This window comes from Pseudomonas sp. S2_A05, from assembly GCF_054668485.1.
Window position 1 is genome coordinate 4,003,804 of record NZ_CP162775.1, and the last position, 22,644, is coordinate 4,026,447.

16 protein-coding genes and 2 pseudogenes are annotated in these 22,644 nt (G+C 53.5%); 12 read left to right on the top strand and 6 right to left on the bottom strand.

Features of this window, described 5'->3' with window-relative positions; all coding sequences use genetic code 11:
- Nucleotides 1–45 precede the first annotated feature (45 nt).
- The 3 genes and pseudogenes from AB4O12_RS18250 to AB4O12_RS18260 form a co-directional block, all read right to left on the bottom strand.
- Nucleotides 46–803 (bottom strand): annotated as a pseudogene (locus AB4O12_RS18250) (alpha/beta hydrolase family protein).
- Entirely contained in the window at nucleotides 793–1,902 is a 1,110-nt protein-coding gene (locus AB4O12_RS18255; RefSeq protein ID WP_256810169.1) for a DUF3182 family protein, read from the bottom strand. The pseudogene AB4O12_RS18250 and the gene AB4O12_RS18255 overlap by 11 nt, the downstream one beginning before the upstream one ends.
- 279 nt (nucleotides 1,903–2,181) lie before the next feature.
- The gene (locus AB4O12_RS18260) at nucleotides 2,182–3,183 is read right to left on the bottom strand and encodes a GlxA family transcriptional regulator (protein ID WP_460059355.1); all 1,002 of its coding nucleotides are present in this window, start codon (nucleotides 3,181–3,183) and stop codon (nucleotides 2,182–2,184) included.
- Between the two features lie 101 nt (nucleotides 3,184–3,284).
- Here AB4O12_RS18260 and AB4O12_RS18265 point away from each other — a divergent pair, with 101 nt between their 5' ends.
- The 10 genes from AB4O12_RS18265 to AB4O12_RS18310 all read left to right on the top strand — a co-directional run bounded on the left by AB4O12_RS18265 (nucleotide 3,285) and on the right by AB4O12_RS18310 (nucleotide 13,995).
- Entirely contained in the window at nucleotides 3,285–3,839 is a 555-nt protein-coding gene (locus tag AB4O12_RS18265; protein ID WP_406227627.1) for a cysteine hydrolase family protein, read from the top strand.
- Between the two features lie 230 nt (nucleotides 3,840–4,069).
- Nucleotides 4,070–4,651, top strand: coding sequence for a YjfI family protein (locus AB4O12_RS18270; RefSeq protein ID WP_225914461.1), 582 nt, complete (start codon nucleotides 4,070–4,072; stop codon nucleotides 4,649–4,651).
- 17 nt (nucleotides 4,652–4,668) lie between these two features.
- Nucleotides 4,669–5,367, top strand: a complete 699-nt coding sequence (locus AB4O12_RS18275; RefSeq protein ID WP_041477670.1) for a PspA/IM30 family protein — start codon at nucleotides 4,669–4,671, stop codon at nucleotides 5,365–5,367.
- 210 nt (nucleotides 5,368–5,577) lie between these two features.
- A complete protein-coding gene (locus AB4O12_RS18280) occupies nucleotides 5,578–6,228 on the top strand; it encodes a DUF2491 family protein (protein WP_460059358.1) in 651 nt (216 codons plus the stop codon).
- A 15-nt stretch (nucleotides 6,229–6,243) separates the two neighbouring features.
- Nucleotides 6,244–6,669, top strand: coding sequence for a DUF350 domain-containing protein (locus AB4O12_RS18285; protein WP_016772952.1), 426 nt, complete (start codon nucleotides 6,244–6,246; stop codon nucleotides 6,667–6,669).
- 18 nt (nucleotides 6,670–6,687) lie between these two features.
- On the top strand, nucleotides 6,688–7,389 hold the full coding sequence (locus AB4O12_RS18290) for a DUF1190 domain-containing protein (RefSeq protein WP_095181947.1): 702 nt from the start codon (nucleotides 6,688–6,690) through the stop codon (nucleotides 7,387–7,389).
- 1 nt (nucleotide 7,390) lies between these two features.
- On the top strand, nucleotides 7,391–8,548 hold the full coding sequence (locus AB4O12_RS18295; RefSeq protein ID WP_236169660.1) for a glutathionylspermidine synthase family protein: 1,158 nt from the start codon (nucleotides 7,391–7,393) through the stop codon (nucleotides 8,546–8,548).
- A gap of 985 nt (nucleotides 8,549–9,533) precedes the next feature.
- Nucleotides 9,534–10,073: a phospholipase D-like domain-containing protein gene (locus AB4O12_RS18300; protein WP_460059361.1), complete on the top strand. Its 540-nt coding sequence runs from the start codon at nucleotides 9,534–9,536 to the stop codon at nucleotides 10,071–10,073.
- A gap of 134 nt (nucleotides 10,074–10,207) precedes the next feature.
- Nucleotides 10,208–11,026 carry a hypothetical protein gene (locus tag AB4O12_RS18305; protein ID WP_460059363.1) on the top strand — a complete coding sequence of 273 codons (819 nt, stop codon included), beginning with the start codon at nucleotides 10,208–10,210 and terminating at the stop codon, nucleotides 11,024–11,026.
- 254 nt (nucleotides 11,027–11,280) lie between these two features.
- Complete coding sequence (locus tag AB4O12_RS18310; protein ID WP_460059365.1) at nucleotides 11,281–13,995, top strand: NB-ARC domain-containing protein; 2,715 nt, start codon at nucleotides 11,281–11,283, stop codon at nucleotides 13,993–13,995.
- A 206-nt stretch (nucleotides 13,996–14,201) separates the two neighbouring features.
- Here the strand turns inward: AB4O12_RS18310 and AB4O12_RS18315 are convergent, their stop codons facing one another.
- Entirely contained in the window at nucleotides 14,202–15,200 is a 999-nt protein-coding gene (locus tag AB4O12_RS18315; RefSeq protein ID WP_460059367.1) for an SIR2 family protein, read from the bottom strand.
- Nucleotides 15,201–15,591: 391 nt separating this feature from the next.
- Between AB4O12_RS18315 and AB4O12_RS18320 the strand changes: the two are divergent.
- Together AB4O12_RS18320 and AB4O12_RS18325 are read left to right on the top strand one after the other, a co-directional pair.
- Nucleotides 15,592–15,873, top strand: a pseudogene (locus tag AB4O12_RS18320) (hypothetical protein); the annotation flags it as partial.
- 193 nt (nucleotides 15,874–16,066) lie between these two features.
- A complete protein-coding gene (locus AB4O12_RS18325; RefSeq protein WP_460059369.1) occupies nucleotides 16,067–18,751 on the top strand; it encodes a TrlF family AAA-like ATPase in 2,685 nt (894 codons plus the stop codon).
- Between the two features lie 889 nt (nucleotides 18,752–19,640).
- Here AB4O12_RS18325 and AB4O12_RS18330 read toward each other — a convergent pair.
- A complete protein-coding gene (locus tag AB4O12_RS18330; protein WP_460059371.1) occupies nucleotides 19,641–20,423 on the bottom strand; it encodes a M12 family metallopeptidase in 783 nt (260 codons plus the stop codon).
- Nucleotides 20,420–22,015: a hypothetical protein gene (locus AB4O12_RS18335; RefSeq protein ID WP_460059373.1), complete on the bottom strand. Its 1,596-nt coding sequence runs from the start codon at nucleotides 22,013–22,015 to the stop codon at nucleotides 20,420–20,422. The genes AB4O12_RS18330 and AB4O12_RS18335 overlap by 4 nt, the downstream gene beginning before the upstream one ends.
- Nucleotides 22,016–22,644 lie beyond the last annotated feature (629 nt).

The following is a 22,644-nucleotide window of genomic DNA, read 5'->3' on the forward strand; positions in this document are numbered from 1 at the left end:
GTGGGAGCGAGCCTGCTCGCGAAGGGGCCGGTACATGCGACAGAATCATCTGGATTGGATAATGCTCAACCGCTCCCCCACCACCATCTCGGTAATCCAGTCCACCAGGATCGAGGTGTAGGCCTGCTGCGACACCGGATCACTCAATGCATGATCGGCGCCATCAATAATCCGATGGGTCAATGAGTGAGTCTGCTGACAGGCGGCGCGGTAACTCATGATCGTCGCGTGGGGCACGAAGTCGTCGGTTTCCGATTCCACCAACAGCACGTCGCCCGTGAATTGCGAACAGGCATGCAGGGCGCGATTGCTGTCGGCGCGCACTAGCGTATTGCGATAATCGCGCAGGTCGGCCTTGTCCAGATCGCGTTTGGGCGTGTGCCATTGCTCGTCGCGGTACAGCGCCGGCACGCGCAGCGCCAGCCAGCGCACCGGGCGCAGTGACGTCAGGATCGAGGCCAGATAACCGCCATAACTGGTGCCGACCACGGCGATCGCCGAAGTGTCGAGGGCCGGGTGCGCCAGCAGGCGATCGTAGGCCGCCAGCAAATCACGCAGATTGTCTTCACGGGTCACCCGGGTCAGCGGAATTCCGGTGCCGCCGGTATGCCCGCGCAGGTCGAAGGTCAGGCATACGCAACCCAGGCCCGCGATGCCTTTGGCCCGCTCGAGATCACGCTCCTGACTGCCGCCCCAACCGTGCACGAACAACACCCCGGGACTTTCGATTTGGGACTGAGAAAGGTCCCGCTCATCTGTTCATCATCAATGTCGATTTGAATGCTTTCGCTTCTAGCCGTCATAGGATTGGACCGTCACATATTTGAGAAGAAACGCGCTGTTTTCAGCCGGACCGCGATAGACCTCGATGGCGTCCGCCGGCAGCGCCTGATCGGTATAGGTTTCCACCGACGACACGCGAATCGCGCGCATCTGTGGATCGTTGACGAAGCTTTGCAGCGCCGCCACTTCGGCGCTGCTGGCACCGCCCATGCGCCAGGATTGTTCGAGCACGCCGCTGCGCGGGTTGCCGCTGGCGTCGAGGCCTTGGGCGATATCGTAATTGCGCCGCGAGGCGAAGAAGCGCGGGTAAGCTTCGTTGGCGGCACTGTCGAAGACCTGCGCCTGCTCGATGGCCAGACGCACATCATCAGGCAGATCCAGCGCGAGCAATTGGTCATAGCCGCCCTGCACCACCAGCAGATTCGAGCCGCCGTAGACCTCTTCGCCCTGACCGTCCTCGGTCAAGTATTGATCACCGCAATAGCTCAACACTTTGCCGCCGATGAACGACTGGCCGACGCTGTGGGTGACGACGTTGCTCAAGTCCTGCTCCAGCACTACGCCGTCGCTGAACAGGCTTTGCGCTTCGGGACGAGCGAGGATTTCATCGAACGCATCGAGGCTTTTGATCACTTCCTGACCGCGACCGGCGCAAGCGTGAATCGGCTTCAAGCGAATCGGCCCGGCGTACAACAGATGCTCGGCGGCGGGCCGCGCATCTTCCAGGGCGAATACGCTGAGACCGTCGAGCACAACGTTGCGCACCCGCTCCGAAAACAGCGGCGACCAGCCCTGCGGCGCGTGCGCCAGATGACTGCGCAAACCGTGGCTGATGGCTTTGGTGCAGATGAAATCGTATTCGACGTAACCGCCCCACAAGTCATCGGGGCCTTTGATGCCCAGCGCTTGCGCGTGGGCGGCGCCGACGATGGTTTGCGTTGGCAGCAGATACAGCTCGCGGCCCTGATGTTTGGCCGGATCGAAACTGCCGCCGAATTTGCAGCCGAGAATCTGCGCCAGCCAACGCGCCAGGGCCTTGTTGGTCTCGACTTCATGTTGCGGCGCCTCGGCACGCACCGAATGGGCCACGACGATTTTGTTGCTGGGTGTCGGGGTCATGCGTTCCCCTTTTATCAGTCGATGGGTTCTCAAAGGAAATTGCAGAGATCAGGCCAATCAACGATCCCCACGAACCGCCCGATAATCGGGAGCTTGCCGTGACTGTGCTGGCATCACGCCTGTTTCAAACTGCACGACACCGCGCAAAACTCCGGCAAATTGCACGATCTCTCACCCTCGCCGCGATCATTGTGGGAGCGAGCCTGCTCTCGAAAGCGTAGTGTCAGCCGACTACAATTCTGTAGATCCAGCGCCTTCGCGAGCAGGCTCGCTCCCACATTAGTTCATCGTCGTTCTGGGAGCGGGATTCACACCAAACCGCCCCCGGTACTCACTCGGCCCAAGCCCGGTAATCTTCTTGAAGATCGCACGAAACGCGCCCGGATCCTGATAGCCCACCGTCCAGGCAATGTGGTCGATCGTGCCATTGGTGAACTCGAGCATTTCCCGCGCCTTGCCGACCCGCAAGTGCTGGCAATACTCGGTCGGTTTCAAGCCTGTCGCGGCGCGGAATCGGCGCAGGAAAGTACGCTCTTCAAGTCCCGCACGCTCGGCCATTGCCGTCAGCGAAACATCCGTCGCCCCGGTGCTTTGCAGCCAGTGCTGGACCTTGAGAATCGCCGCGTCGCCATGGCTGAGGATCGGTGCGAAATTGCTTCCGCATTCACTGGCGCTGTCGCTGTGTTCCATCACCAGAAAACGCGCGGTCGCGGTGGCGATGCTCGGGCCGAGCAAGCGATCGACCAGGCGCAACCCCAATTCCGACCATGCCATCAGCCCGGCCGTGGTGATCAGGTCACCGTCGTCGACAATCGGCGTGTCGGCCTTGAGTTTGATCTTCGGGTAACGCTCGGCAAAAGCCTGGGCCGAGGTCCAGTGCGTGGTGGCGCTGCGACCGTCGAGCAAGCCGCTTTCGGCGAGCATCAACGAGCCCACACAAACACCACCAAGGGTTGCGCCGCGCGCATGCTGATCGCGCAGCCATTGCGCAAGACTCGCAGTCATCTGCGCCGCATCGAACCCGCCGAGGGACGGCGGAATCAGCACGGCGAGCAAACCGTCCTCGTCGCCCGGATGACTGTCATAGACCCGCGTCGGCAGCTGCTCGCCCTCAACCTGCCAGTGACTGACCCGCAGCACGGGCAATTGCACAGCCTGATACTCGGCAGCGATGCGATTGGCCACGGCGAACAGATCTGTCAGACCGTGCACCGCCGCCAGTTGCGCGCCGGGGTAAATCAGCACGCCCAGTTCAGCGGTGGCGGCTCTTTGTGCAGCCATTGTCAGTTTTCCCCTGCCTATTGTCGGTGCGGCCAATCCTCGAATCCTCGGCCAGCGTCAATACTGAGGCCACACCCAATCACCGTCTCGAGGACAATCCCATGGCCAAGCAAGCGCTCATCGTAGTCGATATCCAGAACGACTACTTCCCCCAAGGCAAGTGGCCGCTGGTCGGCGCCGACGCCGCTGCCGACAACGCCGCACGGCTGATCGCAGCCTTTCGCGAAACGGGCGATCCGGTGGTGCACATTCGGCATGAATTCACCTCCGAAGACGCGCCGTTTTTCACTCCCGGCTCCGAGGGCGCGAAACTGCATCCGAAAGTGCTCAACCGCGCCGACGAGCCGGTGGTGCTCAAGCACTTCGTCAACTCGTTCCGTGAAACCGAACTGAAAGCAGTACTAGACGAACACGGCATCACCGACCTGGTGGTGGTCGGCAGCATGAGCCATATGTGCGTCGATGGCATCACCCGCGCGGCGGCGGACATGGGGTATGCGGTCACGGTGATTCACGATGCCTGCGCCAGCCGTGATCTGGAATTCAATGGCCTGACGGTGCCGGCCGCTCATGTGCACGCAGCCTTCATGGCGGCGCTGGGTTTCGCCTATGCCAGCGTGGTATCCACTGACGAGTTCCTGAGCAGCAACGCCTAGCAACAACTGCGCAATCTACTGGCCCGCCACGTTGCGGGCCTTTTTGCGTCTGTCATGAAAATCTCACGCGTGAGTCATTGATGGCACTTTGCATTGGTTGTAGTGTGGCCCACGCGTGAGACGCTCATAACCGGATTCCAGCCATGACAAGCCGCACTCCGACGCCTGCCGCAGCCAGCCCCAAGGGCGAGCGTGGCAAGACGTCAGCGAAAAAACCGTCGAGCTTCTACATGAAGCAGATGCGCGCAGGCCTGGCCGCCGCCGGTTATGTGAAACACGAAACTTGGGTGCTTCCGGAAAACCGAAGCTTGCTCAAGCAAATGGAGCAACAGCTACGCCAACCGATTCTGGCTGGCTCTTTCATGTCGGAGAAATACATGAGCGCAGGCAACAACTGGACCATCGACAGCCTCTTCAATGCCCTCAAGGCGCTGGACGAGGTGGCTTCCCAAGAGATTTCGCTGTCCCTGATCCAGAGCTCCGAGCCGAGCATCAAGCTGGAAATGAACGAATTCGGCGGCCTGCCGATTCACATCGCCCTGGCCGGCCAGCAGATCATCGTCGACACCGTGCTGGTGGACATCGATTCGATCAGCAATGTCCAGGCGTTCAACGATGCCGTGCTGCGCAGCCGCGAGATGTTCCCGCTGTCTTCGATCGGGATCGAATCGATGCCGAACGGGCAGACCGTCTACAACATGTTCGGCGCGCTCAGTGCTGATTCGAGCCTGACCAACGTCGTCACCGAGGTGAAAACCCTGGTCGACAACGTGCAGCGCGCCAGCGAAGCCTTCGAACACTTCTTCAAGTAATCAACAGGGAATATCCAATGACTCAGTCCATCTGGAGCAAGTTGTTCACCGCACTGCGCGGCGGCGCCAATGAAGTCGGCGAAGCCATCGCCGACCAGCAGGCCCTGCGCATCCTCGATCAGGAAATCCGCGACGCGGACACCGCGCTGTCCAATGCCCGCCGCGAACTGGTAACGATCATGGCCAAGCACAAACTGGCCGCCGACCGCGTCAGCGAATACGACGCCAAGATCAAGGACCTCGAAGCCAAGGCTGTGGCCGCGTTGAATGCCGGCCGCGAAGACCTTGCGCTGGAAGTGGCCGAAGCGATTTCGACCCTGACCAACGACCTTGCTGCCGAGAAGAAACTCAGCGATGAATTCGGCGCCTACGCCGACAACATGCGCAAAGACATCAGCAAAGCCGAATCGCGGATCAAGAGCCTGCGCCAGCAAGTGGACATGGCCAAGGCCCGCGACAGCGTGCAGAAAGCCCAGGTCAGCGCCTCGATTGCCAGCGGCGGCGCCAACGGCAAACTGGAAACCGCGGTCGGCACCCTGAACCGCCTGCAAGCCAAGCAGCAGCAACGCGCTGCCGAGCTGAGCGCAGCGGACGAACTGGCCGATGCCTCCACCGGCAACGACCTGGAACGCAAACTGCGCGACGCCGGCATCACGCCGAACGAAGGCAGCGCCAATGCGATCCTTGAGCGCCTGAAGCAGAAGTCCGCGCAGTAAGGACTGAACGGTAACTTGTGGGAGCGAGCCTGCTCGCGAAAGCGTCGTGACAGTCAAATAATCGAGTGACTGACACAACCCATTCGCGAGCAGGCTCGCTCCCACATGGTTTTGCGGCGTAATTGCCTCTGCTCGTTCACCGCTTCGCCCGGTACACTACCGCCACTTTTTCACACCCGAACACCTCCACCCGCTTCAAGGAACGTACCCATGGGATGGTTTAAAGACTTGCTCGGCACCAGCAATTGGCAGACCGCTGCGCCAACGAGCACCGGCGCCAGCGGTCCGCTGGGCATGGCACAAGGCAAAGGCGTGCGCTTCGACACGACCCTGGCGTTGCTGCTGGAAGGCTCGACTTCGGTGCGGGTGCCATTCGATCAAGCGGTGTGGAGCGCCGGCTGGGTCGATCTCGGCCAGTCCAACAAACTGCACCGCTATTACATGAACGACGAGGATTTCTGGGTGCAGATCCACGTCACCGGCGATGATCAGGTCGAGTCGGTCACCCTGTTCAATTACATCAGCTATGTGACGGTCAACAGTGACGCCGAACTGCAGCGTCTGGCCGGCCCCAACAGCCTGATCGGTCTGCCGACCTACCACCACGACGGTGTTGAATACACCCGCGAATGGGGCACCGAACTGCATCAGACTGAACTGGTGCCAATGACCGAACACGTGGTCAATCCGGACGAGTCCTACACCATCAAGCACCACGCCATGCTGTATGCCCGCGACACCGGCCTGACCGATCGCCGCGAACTGCTGCTGTTCTCCGTCGAACAGGACGAAGAAGGCACGGTCAGCCTGAGCACTTCGCTGGGCATCTCGCTGTACACGACTGATTTGAGCGCCATCTAAAAAAGGAAGTTTTTCATGCTGGAAGTCTTGGCCGTTTCTCTGAACAAAACCGCGCTGGTCGGTTTTGTCGTCTACCTGATCGGCGCCGTGTTGCTGTTCATGCTGTTTCAATTCGTCTACACGCGCATCACCGCGCACAAGGAATTCGAGCTGATCCGTGCCGGCAACACTGCCGCCGCCATTGCCCTGTCCGGGGCGATCATCGGTTTCGCGATTCCGGCGAGCAACGTGATCGCCTACTCGGTCAACGTGCTCGACTTCGTCCTCTGGGCGGTCATCGCCGCCGTCGTGCAGCTGTTGGCGTTCGTTGCGACCGGGCTGGTGCTCAAGGGCACTTCCCAGCGCATCGCCAACGGCGAAGTGGCGGCCGGCATCTATGTGGCTGCCGTGGCGATCAGCGTCGGCATGCTCAATGCCGCGTGCATGACCCCGTCCCACTGACCGGCAGGAAGCCTCTCGATGAAACGCAGCAAATACGTGCAATTGTCCCTCGCCGCATCGGTGGCGATGGCGATTTCCGGTGAAGCAGCGGCGCTGGATCAGCCGCGCAACTTCCAGAGCGTTGAACAGTGTGTCGACGCCGAATTGGCCGCCGATCTCTGCTCCAGCGCCTACGTCGCCGCCCTGAACGAACACCGGCGCATCGCCCCGGCCTACAACGACAAGGCCAAGTGCGACGCAGACTTTGCCGCTGGCTGGTGTCAGAAAAATTCCGATGGCCGTTTCGTGCCGAAACTCGGCGGCTTCAAAGTGCCGGGCAATGCCGAGACGCCGCAAGATCTCGATGCCATCGCCAATTCGCAAATGCCGGCGGGCGACACCACCACCAGCAGCAGTGCCAGCCACGGCGGCTCGCACTATTCCGGTGGCTCAGGTGGCGGCGGCAATGGCTGGCTGACCGGATGGCTGATCGGCAACGCAATGAGCAACAACGCCGAACGCACCGTTTACCGTGATCGCGAAACGCGCCAGCCGTACAACACCTCAACGCAGTACCGCCGAGCTGACACAACCTCGCGCAGCCAATCGGATTACGAGAGCAGCAAGAGCAAACCGGTGAACGTTGCGTCGTCGACTTCGCGCGGCGGTTTCGGCAGCCAGTCCAGCGCCCGCAGCGGTTGGGGTGGCTGGGGCAGCAGTTCCGGACGCTCGAGCAGTTGACATGAAAAAAATCCACTGCGCCGAGCGCCCCGACTGGAAACACACCGCCGAAAGCCTCGGTTTCCTGTTCCACACCATCGACGACGAACCGTACTGGGACGAAAGCGCCTACTACCAGTTCAGCCTCGCGCAGATCGAAAACGATCTGGAAGACCCGACCACCGAACTGCATGAGATGTGCATGGACCTGGTGGATCGCGTCGTCAACAGCGAGGAGTTGCTCGATCGCCTGAGTATCCCGGCGGCGTACTACGACATGATCCGAACCTCCTGGCGCGAGGGTCATCCGCATCTGTACGGTCGCATGGACTTTTCCTACAGCGGCAACGGGCCGGCGAAACTGCTGGAGCTCAACTACGACACGCCGACCAGCCTCTATGAAGCGGCAGCCTTTCAATGGGGCTGGCTGGAACAGTGCATCGAGCGTGGCACGCTGCCGCCACATGCTGACCAGTTCAACAGCATCGACACCAAGCTGCATCAGGCCTTCGCCGAGTTGCAGTTGAAGCGGCCGTTCTACTTTGCGTCGATGAAGGATTCGGTCGAGGACAAAGGCACCACCGATTACCTGCGGCTGATCGCGGAAAAGGTCGGCATCGAATCACGCCACATCGATATCGAAGACATTGGCCTGACGGCTGAAGGTCGTTTCGTCGATCTGCAGGATCGCTGGATCCCGCACCTGTTCAAGCTGCACGCCTGGGAATTCATCTTCCACGAGCCGTTCGGCGCAGCGATCGCCGAATGCGATACGCAGTTTTTCGAACCGGCGTGGAAGGCGATTCTGTCGAACAAAGGTGCCCTGCCGCTGCTGTGGGAATTGCACAAGGGACATCCGAATCTGCTCGCTGCGCACCTTGATCCGAATCCGCAGAGTGCGGTGCCGAAGGGCTGGGTGCGCAAGCCGTACTTTTCCCGCGAAGGTGCCAACATCGAACTGCAAACAGTGGAAGGTCTGATCGTCAAAGAGGACGGGCCTTACACCGATGCGCCATTCATCCTGCAGGAGTTCGCACCGCTGCCGAAGTTTGGCGACAGCTACACGCTGATTGGCTCGTGGGTGATTGGCGATGAGGCAGCGGGGATTGGTGTGCGTGAAGACAATAGTCTGATCACCAAGGATTCAAGTCGATTTTTGCCGCACCTGATCCTCGACTGAAACAATTCCTCATGTAGGAGCTGACGAGTGCAACGAGGCTGCGATCTTTGATCTTCAGAAGCAACGTCAAAAGATCGCAGCCTCGTTGCACTCGTCAGCTCCTACAGGTGATAGGGGTCGCGCTGAAATTGCCTCACAAAAAAGGCCCGTCGTTTAAGCGACGGGCCTTTTTCATTCAAGACGGTTACAGCGGCAAATCAGAACGGTTATGCCTACCTTAAAACAGCAAGCATTGCGATTTATCCTTATAAAACAAGCAGTAGGCTGCATAAACAGCACTTCTGTTCAGTTTTTTGTCAATAAATCGGATCATTCACGCGTATTTGTTTACATCTCGTCTAGCGTATGAGACGTGGCGGTCATGAGGATAAGTGTTATGGATCAACGAAGCGACTCTCCTTGAAAAAGGGGAACCGCCGCATGGGACGGATCCCGATGGGTAGTTAAGCGATGCGGTGATGCGAAGGTTGGGTGGCTGTTTATTTGAGTAGACCAGCTTTCTACCGTGTCAGCCGATCTCAAGATCGACTAGCAAGAATTTGTATTCTTAACAGAGGAAGCAGGATCGTCAACAAAAACTTAAAAATGAAAATGGGCACCCGCCTAGCGACCCCGCTCGCCATCCGCAACTAGTGAATCCGAGCCCATGAGGTGACAGACAGATATCGGCCAATCTCGGACGTTTACGGAGGGGGATCAATCCAGAGCTAACCATAGACACACTGCCAACTACTTCGTAATCTGCGTGTAGGTCTTGTCGCTTTTTCTTCTGAGCCCATATCGTGTGTCTACCGCGGTGTTCGACTGGCTCATGGGGTTACGCATGTACAAGGAACGTTATGCGGCATAAGTGGCGTAAAATCACCCTACATATGTCGCCTGCTTATAGTTGGGACTGATGAGAAGAGTTGCGATATTTCTACGAAAGACAGGATCAGTTAACAAATTCCGAGCCGCCATTCTTGGTACGCTGAGAACGGACCTTGTGGACAATGCTCTCTTGTGTAGTGGTTTTTTTCAGGACGATGGAAAATATTCAGCCGGAGCGGATTTTGACTTAGTTTCTCATCGGCGTTGCAACTCATTAAAAATCACAGCACTTGGTCTGTATTCATACAGTTGGAAAGCACAGTACTCAACTTTCTTTGCGCAACTGCAAGCCCAGAACACATGTTCATGCTTTTCGGCTGTTCAGAAGCGGATTCCAAGCATGGGTTGGCATGCAAAGGTGTTTTTGGCTAAACAAGGAAACACCCCACTTGTTGGGATTATTGGGAGCAGCAACATAACAAGACGCGCCTTTGGTCTCGATAAAGACTTCAACTATGAATGTGATGTTGTATTTTGGGACGAATCTGTGCCCGAAATAGATCAAGCCATATCCGCGGCAATTGGCGACCCAGGCGATGTGTCTGATGTGATTGTTACCAATTACGACGAAAACCATCCCGCGAATCGACAACCACTGCAGGATAGGCTTTTGTCGTTAGAAGCCGAGATATTGGCCAAGGCAGTCGATTTCTAACAGGCTTTAACAATGTGCTCAAGCCCGCTTGTTTTTTTCTCGCCGGCCGCCAAAGGCTGCTCACTTATCTGCTTAGGTGATCGCCATTGGGTTAAAATAGACAATATGGGTCTGCCAACAGCAAGGAGAAGTCCGTGGCGTATAAAAAAATGGTCGCAATATTCTTGGATGTCATTGGATACAAAAACATAACTGATTTTTCAAAAAAACATGAACTCCATAGACTATTTCATGAGGAAGTAGCCATTCAAGCAAAGCGCCAACTGGACATACCACATGTGGTTTATGATAGAAAGGTTTTTGGTTTTTCGGATTGCGCATATTTTTTCTTCCATTACAAGGATGGGATCGAAGATAATAGAAAGAATGACGTCAATCTTGCTTATATAGCTTCATATAATGTATCGCAAACAATTTTAAGGCTTATGAGCAAAGGATTTCTTGCAAGAGGTGGCGTGGCTCTTGGAGATGTATTTATTGACGATTTGGGTTTTTTCGGACCCGCCGTAGAGCGCGCACATGAAATTGAATCAAGAGAAGCATTTTTTCCGCGACTCCAATTCGATCATGATATAGGAAAACAAGTTTTTGATTGGGAACATGATCAATCAAAAATTGACGAGAACCTAATTTCACTATTCACTGCCCCCCCCTTTATATCCGAGGTAGAACAAAGCTCATATTTTGTTAATCCTTTCAGTGTTTTGCAGAGAAGTGGAAAGCTTATCATTGGCTCTGACACCCTCACGATTGAGTCTGTGAAGCAAACTGTGATGAATCGAGTTAGTGAGGATCTAGAAAGCTACTCAAATGATCCTCGTGTCGTTGAAAAGCTAAATTGGCTCGGCAAATATGTTTCCAATAAAAGACTGTTGCTTAGAAAAGATATTGAGCCAAATTCATTCAGCTTCATGAATGTGGCCCCCCAGTCATTTCAGCGGAAAGATGACTGAAGATACCCATCCGAGGTTTACATTTTTCTACCAGCAAAATCGATTGACTATTGCCGCGATTGTCTCTTACAGGCGTCCACATTTTATGGAATGTGGACACCTGCGATTTTGCACAATCGTACTCGTCAAGTGCTGCTCGACCACCTTGAGTACAGTTGCACCGGGCTTGCCACAATCACCATGACAAGAAGCGGCATTCCGATTCTTTAGCTCGGTTAGTATGTCGGCAAGAAATTACCAGGCGGAGATTCTCCATGCATGAAGCGCAGCGAGTCGAGCACATCGAACGGCTAATCACAGGGATCGGACTGATCGGTCCAGGGTCGATATTCGAACGCTTCGGTGCCAAGTTTCTTGACCATCATTTGGACGCGAATCTGGTTCACCGCGGCCTTAACGCCCAGCTCAACCCCGTCGGCGGTACAGTAGACAGTGTCGACGATGCAGGCAAACTCGCCGCCGAATATTCAATCGAGAAGGATTATTTTCAAGCGCGATGGGCAAAACCCACCAATGATGTGCTTCACGTCCTAAAGCTGCATCCTGAGGTCAGTGACGTCTACTTGGTCTCATCGCAGCGCTCGACACCAGCGGATATAAAGGCTGCCAAGGCGCGAGTGAAAGATTGGCCCGGCTTCCACGGCCGGACGATTCACTACTACGACGCACGTCGGATCGCCGAGGTCATCGTTGACGAGTTGCTGCTTGACGACGCGGCCGTACGCGCGCTGGTAGAGCACTTACCTGTCCTGGACCGGGTTCTGAACGAGCACCGAGCAACGCTGACGGTACCAGCGATAGACCCTCGCAGGGTTGCATTGATCACCGTCGATGATGCCATCGATGCGGCCTTGATGAGCGGAAGTCCGGTTGTAACTATTTCTGGCATCGCTGGGAGTGGTAAATCGGATGCGGCAGCGGCCTATGTGAACAGCAGACGCGATCGTTACCAGACAACCATGTGGGTAGAAGGTGCAGAGCTGTCACAAGTAGCAGATCTCACATCGAAGCGCTTGTGGCGAGGCGGCGCGGATCTAAACATTGCCGGCATGCTACGGATTAAGCGCTGCCTCCTAGTCATCGACGATTTGCCAGCCAACATTTCCCCTGCCGATCTACAGCCCCTATGCATCTCGGGCACACACATTCTGGTGACACGGCGGGAAAGTGCGCAGGGTGATGTTTCGATTCCCGCACTAAGTACATCAGAGGCGCGGGAGCTCTTGGATCGTGACATGTCCGAACTCTGCCCCGATGCAGTGTTGCAGGCTTTGATGAAAGTCGTTGGAGGCCATCCTCTGAGCCTTGCTCTCGCAAACAAAGCCGCAGCTTCAGGGGTACCGTGGAGCGAGATCGGAGAGGATTGCGACAGCATCGCCGAACTTATCGATGGACGCGAACGACTCGCTGACCGGATTTTAGGCCGTTTGAAGCCGTTACTTGCGACAGAACTGGCCGTATTCGATTGGGTGGGCCAAGCGAGCTGCGATTACCGCTTCCTTAAATCCATCATTCGAATGCCAGGAATGATGAAGATTGGCGGTCAAGGCCTGCGAGCGGCCGATCGTCCTGCGATCATCCGACTCCACGATGTGGTTTTTGCCAGTTTGAAAGTTCAAGACTGGCTTTCAGAAGCGCGAGCTCAGGCCCTTGATCAGCAGCTCGACGCCCATCTAGGTGTGCTAATCGAGGAGGAAAGCCTGGCGCTTCTTGTGCTGGCCACCATCATGCGTACAAAGCTCGAATCTATAGCTAAGACGCGTTTTTCCCCGGCCGTGCTGGTTGCGCTCCTGGCCGTATGGCGGCCAGACGATATAGACACGGACGCTTTCAGTACTCCAGAGACTTATCTTTCTAATTTTGAGGTTCGCGGTACGCCCGTATCATACGTGGAGGTGAGGCTCATCCTCGAGACTATCGAAAGCCTGTATCGCTTCAACAAGCTTGAGTCCCTTGATGCTGCCAAGGCTAAGCTCGCTGAGCGTCTGCCACTTTTCGAGCGGCTCTTAGCGCTAAAACTGGACAATTCTCGGTCATTCGCCGAAACGCGGCATCACTGGGGTAAAGCTTTAAAGATCTTAGGTCATATCGAAGAAGCTACTAGAGAGTTCGAAGTGGTGTTGTCCAGCGCCGACCCGCTAGATGCGACTCGCTTGCAACTTATTCGTCTCTACGCCGGGAAAAACGACCGGGCTGTTCATCTCGCAGATGAAATTCTCACCGCTGCTCAAACACCCCTAACGGTCATAAGTTCGGTAGTCCTTGGCGTTGTGGAGAACCTGTCTTGGGCGAAGGGCCCCGCTTTGCAGGCTTTATTCGATAAACATGCGGACCTAATCGAACGGGAGATCATCGCGGCAGCCGACGCTGGGCTAGAACAGGCTTACGCCGCGCTGGCTTCTGTCGGTAGGTATTGGTCTTGGCACGAGCCTGAGAAGCTCAAGAAAATTTTCGGCGCAATACCTGTTCCGGCCGTCGAAACAGCCGATGACCGAACTTCTGCGGCCCTCGGGGAAATTCTGCTGAAGCTCGCCAAGTCCGGTTATCCGCCTGATCGGGAACTTCAAAAACAGGCCGTCTGCTACTACCGCTCTATTGCCGAGCCAAGCGACTTCCAGCTTCAAAAATATGGAGAAGTTCTAATTGACCTGACGCAATTTTCAGAAGCTGAGGTGGTGCTACGGCGCATATCTAACATCAATTCCGATGCTTTCGCGACCTATCGCCTCTCGCAGGCAAAGCTCGGCCTGGGTGATGCCGACGAGGCACTTTTCCTCATCGATGCAGCCTTAAAAGCACTCGATGAGGCGAAGCAGAAATTTTCCGGAGCATTTTTGGCTCACCGTTTTAAGGTTCGCCAGACAAGAGCTGACCCCGATGCGATTGATGATCTAAACAAGGCCATAGCCGCCACCGAGCCAGGAAAATACCGCACTTACCTTGAAAGTTTGCGAAATAAGATTTCCTAGTCTGAGAACGAAAGTGTTGGTCGGTTCTCTAGGCTAGGACCGACCTGCAGAGGGTAGGTACGCGTGGTTCGACATCCTTCCTGCATGATGCAGTCATGCGTCAGCCGGCGGGAAACCCGCCGGGCTGGCGTTGCTGAAGCGGCCCTGTTTGGAGATTTTCATCGGCTTATGGCAGATATCCGGACACTTTGCCCGCCAATCCGGGTTCACCCAAGCTTCTTCCGTCTCGAAAATTTAAGCCTACCCTGCGCAGAGCGGGTGCTTGCGACCATTGGCGTGCTCGACTGTCTTTCATCGCAACGTGCCGGAATGGGGTGATGACCAGGAAAGAATGCGATTTGCCGCTCTATGAGGTCAGCCACTTTTAAGTAACAGTCGTGATAGCTCCCCGCAACGACTGGAACCACGTTGACACTAAGTGATCGCAGTAACGATGTGACAGGCGTTTCACCTGCTTCAATATCGAGTGACACATGGTAGTAAAAAACCTGCCCAGTTTGGTGCCGACGTCGCCGTTTGTGCAGCAAGAGCCACCAGAGGTCGATCTCCGTAAAATCCAAGCCCAACCCCACGATATGTATGTGGTCGCGTAAGAAATAATCCACCCAAGAATACACAGAACGATTTTCAGTAAATTCGAGGTTCCCCCCTTTTACTGGGCTTCCGACGCGTCCGTGTGGCTGACCTTTAACCTCGACTGAATCTGTCACGTAGTTGCGGATTTTTTGCAGGTACCCAGCATAGTGGTCAAACCCTAAAACCATGGATCCCGGCCGGGCTACGTCGCCATGCACATGCCAGACATCCTTTGTTCCGGCGGTATGCCGTCGAAAAAGACTGTATCGCGATTCCGGCGCAAGAAACGTGGGCGAGTGCAGTGGTCCCGCAAACACCTCCTCGATCGTAAAGTCATAGTTTGTGGTCATGATCACGCTGAATTGGCTACATATTTTTTCGTGTGCCTCGACTGACTGAATCTGTTTCAGCAGCCTGGCGAACTCAACCTTTACCGCATGCTCGGCTTTCTGAAATGACAGGGACGATCTAGCACATAACTCCTCAATGAACATGGATAGTGGCTTAGCTTCAATGCCGGCAATCAAATCCAGGCCGTCAAATGTTCTCGCCAATTCCTGAAGAATTTCGTTCCAACCTCTCTGCATCGCTACGCGGTTAATGCCATTTCCAAGAAGAAGGCTATGCATGAAGTGTCCAATTTATGCTGGTATCCAAGTTTTAGACGTGCGCAGAGAGTGAGGTGTCAAAATTAGCCTACAGTGAACCCTACGGCGTGGTTCAACTGTAATTCAGTCGCCAATGACGCGCCAACGATGCCTGCACCGATGACAACGACTCGTTTGGCCTGACCATTTCCCATATCAACCTCCGTTCTGTCGACGAGCGGATGGTACGACAGCTGGATGATTTCATTACATGACAAACTGATCGTTCAGCACGCTTTTTGAGTGTCTGCTCCTAGACGTTTTCTGCCAGTCACGAAGATCTACACTAGGCCCACGTCGCCCGAGAACAGCATACAAAACCACCCGCTATAGCGTTTACGCCCGATAACAAAAAAGGAAACGCACCATTTCCATGGACACTTCAGAAATCAAGCAACGCCTGGCACGCCCTGCCATAAAATTCAGTGCCGGCGGCTTTCGTCCTCTTGGCACAGACGAAGAAAGCTGGCTGGTTAACGTCCTCCTGTTCCGCCCCGAAGAAGGCGTGCCCACCAATCAGGCAGGGCAACAGCTGCTCCCCTATGCACAGTTTTACCTGCCCGCCCTTCCCTTCACCAGCTCGCTACTGAAAGGAGTTCGTGTCCTGACGGTTTTCATCTCAAACCTGTTTCCCGAGCATTTTGAGCCCATGGGTGTTGGCGCTGCCCCTGGATTGACCCAGTTGCCGACGCAAGATCGCCCCATCTCCAAACCTGCAAAAATCCAGCACAGACAATGATCCACGAGGATTCAGACTGCGTCAGTGAAATCTCGGCAACTGGGTTAATTCGGCATCAGCGCCAACACCATGAGGCAGTCATGCAAAAATTACATAGGGAGTTTGGCGCATGAATGAGAAGTTAGATGCTTGTCTTAAGCTATCCAATGGCTCACGATTTTACCGGGGAGATCTTCACATCCATTCTTTCGAGGCATCACATGATGTTAAGGATGAAGGGATGACGGCCGAGGCGATAGTTGCCACGGCCCTTGCCGAAAATCTGCACATAATTGCTGTAGCGGACCATAACGAAATCGAAAACGTTCAGGCTGCAGTTCAGGCGGGAAATGCTCACGGGGTGCTTGTAATACCCGCTGTTGAGCTGTCAACGCCCGAAGGCCATTTGCTGTGCTATTTTCCAACCGTTGAAATGCTGCGGCGATTCCACGGTCGACTTGATATTGTTGATCGTGGTGCATCCACCAGTCGCTGTCAAAATGCGATGTTTGCTTGTCTTGAAATCGTAAGAGATTTGGGCGGATTTGGCGTCTTGGCTCACGTGGACGGGGGTAACGGACTGGAAACTAACTTTCCAGGCGGTGCACCGCATAAAGCCGACATATTGTGTCATCCGGCACTTTTAGCAATAGAACTGAAAAACGCAGAATCTGTTGTTTCTTTTTCGAGCGAAGATCCTGATTCGGCCCGCGCCTTAATTGGAAGGAATCGAATTGAGCGTCTTGAATTAGGAGCTAAGCAGTATTTGGCGCGCGTACTAAACTCAGACTCGCATACGCTAAGCGCTTTAGGTCGGAACGCTTCTCAAGATCGAAGGTTGACGCGTTACAAAATGGAAACACCGACATTCAATGGGCTCGTGTTAGCTCTACAGGAGAATGATTCACGTATCAGACTTGAAACTGAAATACCGGAGTCTACTCCCTATATATTAGCTGCAAGTTTAGAAGGAGGCTATTTAACAAACCAAAAAATAAACTTCAGTAAAAACTTAAACTGCATCATAGGTGGTAGGGGGTCAGGAAAGTCAACGACATTCGAAGCGATCCGTTGTTTGGTTGGGAATGACTCAGGTGCAGAGGTAGTCGACTCTGAAGTATGGCCTCAGCAATTATTTTTATTCTGGCAAGATGAAGCAGGGCAGCAGCATTCGTTATGTCGCCCCGCAGGTGGAGTGCTTGGCAATTTAGACGACGCCGCTAACGGCCCGGTGAGATTTGAAATAGATTGCTTTGGTCAGGGTGAGGCCTCCCGAGTGCGGGAAAACGCAAAAAAAGACCCGCTAGCTCTTTTAAAATATCTAGATACGTTCACGGATGCCCAACAAGCGCTATCACTTGAGCGTGAATGCATCGTCAAACTCGGAGTGCTGCGAGACCAGGTATTAACTGCCGAGGGTAATGTAGGAAAGATTCCAGAAACACAGAGGTTATTGAGTGTAGCGCAACAGCAGCTTGCTGCGTTTGAAGCAGTTCAAGGCTCTGAACTCGTCAATATCCAAAGAACAATGGCTGGTGAGAACGAAACCAGAAATTCGCTGAGTAATGCGATAGCGTCTCTAAGGGCTAATATTAATCCAGATGTTGTTATTGACATTATCGACGAGATGCGTGAATTAGCAAATGATCAAGGCATAGCTATCGGAAAGGAGCAGGCACTAGCCATTAGCGCGGCCGTTGATAAATTTTCGTTAGCAATCAATATGTTTTACAAGGGTATTGCTGAGTCATTTGTTGAGCTACAAACCAGTACAGATGATGCTTCTAAATCTTGGAAAGCAAAAGAGCAGCCGTTAAAGTTAGACATTGAAAATAAGCGCAGCGAGCTCGAGGCCAAAGGTGTAAAGCTGGATATGGCTCATATTGCAAGACTTACCCAACAAGAAAGTCAATATAAAGCAAATTTGGACAAGCTGAAAACCTGGATCCCTCATCTGACGCAGCGAAAAGAGGAATATGCCGAAGCTTTAAGAGCGCGTTGGTTGGCGCGTAAGGCAGTATCTAACGCTCGTCAAAGATATGCAATAAAGGCGTCCAAGGCGCTCGCCGAAGTGTTAGATGATTTGCAGGTTAAGCTCATCTATGCGGAAAGCGCCTACTCTCAAGAGGCCGTGACTATTATTGCCAATGCCATGGGCTGGAAGGCGGTGAGCCACGCGAAGGCGAAGGCGATGGTGAGTCAATTGACTTTGCCGGGACTGTTGAGCGCCTTAGAAAAAATGAAGACTGCCCCCTTGCAGGAGGTTATGGCAGACGGCGTTAAAATGTTCTCGCCTGCGGATGTGAGGGGCATAATGGCTGCTCTAAGCGAGCCGACTGTAATGGCTGCTCTTGAGAAATGCGAAGTCAATGATCTTCCAAAACTAACTGTAACTAAAAAAGCGGACGACCCAGTCCAAGTAAGATTCATACATAAGGATTTTACTCAGCTTTCATTAGGGCAACAGCAATCGGTTTTATTGGCTCTGATACTATCGTCGGACAGTAAACGCCCGTTAATTATAGATCAACCTGAGGACAATCTAGATAGTGAATTTATTGTTCACACGTTTGTTCCGGTATTGCGCAGGGCCAAAGAGCGTCGACAAGTTGTAATCGTGACTCACAATGCTAACATTGCAGTTCTGGGTGACGCTGAACAGTTAATTGTCCTCAAAAGCACTAGCGAGAAAAGCATGATTGTAGCTCGCGGATCCATAGACGATGAAAAGGCGCGGGTAGCAGCGTGCAAAATTTTGGAGGGAGCTCGGGAAGCTTTCTTGCGTAGGGCAAAAATATACGGAGTTATAAAATAGCGGGGACCAACCTCATGTATTGGAACACAATTATATGCACAGTTCAGAATCCGCGAGCACGTACAGACGACGCGACACTATATATCTGAATAAAGTGTTTGAATCGTTTGGTGGATCCTATTTCGAGGTTACGGTACACCAATTCGCACGAAGGAAGAAACGACCGTGAACAAAGACAAGAACGATCACAAAATCACACTGTCCCCCGGCTCTCGATTTCGCCGGCAGGCAGGTCCGTATGACCAGGAAACGGGTAGGCCGCGGTACGCCGTCCAGGTAAGCGCGCGGGACGACCAGGCGCGACTTCAAGTCGAAGATAACTCGCAGGTCATGGGTAACCCTGGCAGACACTTCTATGTGTGGGATATAAAGAACGGTTCTACCTGGCCTGTACTCTTGACCCTAACCGTAGACGGGGTGACTGTAGGCTAGGACAGCGACTGACGAATAGTTCGAGGAAAAGTCCGCCCATGACACAACTGATCGAGGCGCTACGCGCAAACGCTACAAGGTGGCGAGCAGGCAATTAAGAACACGGTGGCGGCGTCGTGCTGCTTTGGCAAGGCACTGTCTATGGGTGGAAAAATTGCCTTCGGGATGCGGCGCAACACCGGTAGGTGTGCCACCCCTTGTGTCCGGCGAACACTGAAAGTGGAGCAGTCTGGACCTGCTCATTCATACCAGCCGCATCAAGGGACTGGATGGGCGTCTAGGGAGGAAATTTATGCAATTTTCCAAACCAGGTAACGGTTCAGCGGCCCTAGCCCAACGCCTTAAAGCGTTCGGTGGTGTAGTTCGGGCCGCCGAGATACAGTCATGGAACTGCACATCCGCTGTCTTTCCATTTGTGTGGCGCTGTTGAGGTTGTAGACAAGGTTGATATTCAACTTCATGCTCGAGCGCCATAGAGCTTTGAAACCGCCTCAATATCCTTCTCGCTAAGAAAACCCTTGTTGTTCCAAGCTTTATTGCAGTAGTTCATGATAGATTGTGGATCATATAAGGTTAGCATTAGATCCGGAAAATCTCCCTGCTTCCTATTTTCTATACACCAGGAAATATCCTCATCTTTTGAGTCTGCATCATCGCGGTTCTGCTCATGTGCCAGACCTAAGGCATGGCCAAACTCATGAACGGCAGTAGCTCTAACACAGTACTCATTTCGATCCTTGCAGCTTTTGAACGCCGAATAGTCCATGCGAAGCAGCATGCCATTAGTAATCCCAGCGATCTTTTGACCTAAGAGCACAGTTTTTGATTCTGTTGCGCTTATGCCTATGCGAATTCCTAGGGAACTGTTTTTGCATTCATTCCAGCCGACAAATTTGACCATGCTGTAGTGCTGCCACGTCTTGGATACTGAGTCTCTCACGGCCTCTCGGAGTATGAGAGAGGAATCAGAAATATTTTCCCAGCAAACATCGATGAGTTTTTCACCTGCAGATGTCCATTCAGGCTTCATCCAAACGGCTCGCTCTTCCACAGCTCCATACGGATAAACGATAAATGTGTTCCCCTTGAAATTAATCGAAAAAGTGCTTTGGTCTGATAGGGTCCGCACCGAAGGGTCAGCCCCTGCCCCCCCTGGACTTAATGTCAGACATGTCGCCCCCCATAACAAAATGTAAAGACTGCACTTTAAGAAATTGCGATAGCTATCCTGCAGGATCATGGCCGCTGCACTCCTGCCAAGGCCAACTCGGCATCACGCACCTTGCGCTGCGCTTCAAGCAACGCAATTTGGGCATTCAACCGAGCCGTATCAGCTTTGACATCAGCTAGGGCGAAATTTTGGCTCATTTCAGCGTTAAGTTCGTTGGCTTGCTTGGTCTTCTGAAGGATCGCAATTCTAGCATCCAGTTCATCGAGTACGGACTGCCGCTCTGCTTCTGCCCTAGCCTTTTTATCCGCGTCTTTTTTAGACTCATAAGCTTGCTGGGCATCTCTATATGTAAGTACTTGATCCAAGCCGCCACTCATCGTTTCAACCAGTTCTTGGCCCCGAGCCGACTTTTCATCGTAGTTAATGGTTGCGACACCACCATTTTCCCGAAACGTGACCTTAAGTTCGTTATTCTGGAAAACACCATTTCGGAATGGAAGCAACCGTAACATTCCCATTTGGGGGACCATTACGACACTGCTGACAACAACACCTGACGCGCCGTTCACGTCGCAACTGCGTACGTCAGCCACTTCACAAATTAGCAGGCGAGCTGCAATAGGTTCGCGAAAGATTAAGCCCTCACCCGCGTCGGGCTTAACCCGTTTACGGCTGCACAACGGAGCATTTGAAATACAATCGATTGGTTTTGGGAGCTCGACGACGGGAGCAAGCCTGCCTTTCAAGTCTAAAGTTGATAGCAGTTGCGCTTCGCTGTATCCGTTTTTCCCTGGTTTGAAAAGGGCAAGTAGTGCCACTTTGCTTTGCAGGTTTGGCGCAGCATTTAAAGTTATTTCTTGGGGAGCCCGCGGCCAAATTATTTCGTCAGTCACTGAAACACGTTTGGTCCACTTGGCTAGCGCTTGGTCAGATTTTTTTACGATTTTCGTTTGAGCAGATGCGTCCTTCTGGGCTTGATTAAGAGCGTATTTTGTCTCTTCTGTAAGAGCTTCCAAGGTGGCTAATCGTTCTAATCTTGCTATTTCGTCAGTTAAGGTCACTAACTTATTGGTTTGTGTTTCAAGATTTTTGGTCTCTGCTTCAATCTCTCTCAAAGCGGAGATAGCACCATCGCTGCAAATATACGTGCGGGGCGGCCCCGGAAGCTCGCCATCCTCGTGAGGCTCCAAGCCCAAGTTCCCGAGCGGGACCTCTGCGACCAAATTCAAGACACTGATACCGCTCTTTACCGCACCGCTAACGATCGCCTTAGTTTGGTCTACGGCTGATGCGTTAAGGCTCTTTATTACACCGCTCTCATAAGTATCAAACGATAGCTTTGAAGTTTTACTCCAACTCGACATCTTTTCACTGTCTATAGAAAACCGCTCACCAACAATATAGGATGGAGCCGCTTCAACTTTTGTCAAAAACCGGATATCGGCCTTTCCATCTTCGTTAGTGCATTGCAGCAAAGTGCGACGAACCGATAGTTTAAATTGAAGCATAGGAATTCCATAACTGCTACCAATCTCGACAGCAGAACTGCCAGGCGTTTCCGTGTATTGTGCATATCCTTCCTGCCGGCTTTGCAACTCGGTCGTGCATCCGACATGGAGGACTGACGCAGCGATTGAAAAAGTAACCAAAGCTCTATTCATGATGGCACCTAAAAAAGGCTATCAGCTATACAACGCCGGTGAAGTTCTTGAAGCATGTCGCCTGTGTCATTGTCGACGTAAGGGACTAGGTACCACCGGAGGGAGCCTAAAGCGCATTTTCGAAGGGCCCTCTTCTTTGTAATTAATCAGGCAGTGCGACAACGTTCCTGAAGTAATAGCACAGTGGCATTATCTGTCAAATTTATGCAGCTATTTCTGATGGCTCGCTAATAGCCCCTCGCGTTGAAGCCACCTCCGAGTGGCTTAATGACGCCCATCCCTGTTGGCGTTGACGCCGAATTGACCCAGTGGCCGATGCCACGCTGACCCAACACCAATTGGCAAAAATCCAGCACTGGTAATGTTCCCCGAGTTAGGAGCTTGGGTCAGTGAAGTTTCGGTAACTGGATCAATCCTGCTCTGGCGATAACAGTCAATTGATGGGAGTTCGGATGTGCGGGGTCAAAGACATCCATATGGCACAGTCTCTCGATGGTTGAAGGAGTGCCTTACTGTTGTACTTCGTAAAACCGAAAGACAATCTCTAGGGCCCTTGACTGAACTTGTGTAATAAAAACTCATAAAGATGATAGTATTTTTCCTCAGCAGAAAGTGAGCACCTAGATTCA

Bases quoted from the DNA above. Each gene is read 5' to 3' on its own strand.
- AB4O12_RS18255 (WP_256810169.1), bottom strand. From the start codon at position 1,902: ATGACCCCGACACCCAGCAACAAAATCGTCGTGGCCCATTCGGTGCGT.
- AB4O12_RS18260 (WP_460059355.1), bottom strand. From the start codon at position 3,183: ATGGCTGCACAAAGAGCCGCCACCGCTGAACTGGGCGTGCTGATTTAC.
- AB4O12_RS18265 (WP_406227627.1), top strand. From the start codon at position 3,285: ATGGCCAAGCAAGCGCTCATCGTAGTCGATATCCAGAACGACTACTTC.
- AB4O12_RS18270 (WP_225914461.1), top strand. From the start codon at position 4,070: ATGAAGCAGATGCGCGCAGGCCTGGCCGCCGCCGGTTATGTGAAACAC.
- AB4O12_RS18275 (WP_041477670.1), top strand. From the start codon at position 4,669: ATGACTCAGTCCATCTGGAGCAAGTTGTTCACCGCACTGCGCGGCGGC.
- AB4O12_RS18280 (WP_460059358.1), top strand. From the start codon at position 5,578: ATGGGATGGTTTAAAGACTTGCTCGGCACCAGCAATTGGCAGACCGCT.
- AB4O12_RS18285 (WP_016772952.1), top strand. From the start codon at position 6,244: ATGCTGGAAGTCTTGGCCGTTTCTCTGAACAAAACCGCGCTGGTCGGT.
- AB4O12_RS18290 (WP_095181947.1), top strand. From the start codon at position 6,688: ATGAAACGCAGCAAATACGTGCAATTGTCCCTCGCCGCATCGGTGGCG.
- AB4O12_RS18295 (WP_236169660.1), top strand. From the start codon at position 7,391: ATGAAAAAAATCCACTGCGCCGAGCGCCCCGACTGGAAACACACCGCC.
- AB4O12_RS18310 (WP_460059365.1), top strand. From the start codon at position 11,281: ATGCATGAAGCGCAGCGAGTCGAGCACATCGAACGGCTAATCACAGGG.
- AB4O12_RS18315 (WP_460059367.1), bottom strand. From the start codon at position 15,200: ATGCATAGCCTTCTTCTTGGAAATGGCATTAACCGCGTAGCGATGCAG.
- AB4O12_RS18325 (WP_460059369.1), top strand. From the start codon at position 16,067: ATGAATGAGAAGTTAGATGCTTGTCTTAAGCTATCCAATGGCTCACGA.
- AB4O12_RS18330 (WP_460059371.1), bottom strand. From the start codon at position 20,423: ATGATCCTGCAGGATAGCTATCGCAATTTCTTAAAGTGCAGTCTTTAC.
- AB4O12_RS18335 (WP_460059373.1), bottom strand. From the start codon at position 22,015: ATGAATAGAGCTTTGGTTACTTTTTCAATCGCTGCGTCAGTCCTCCAT.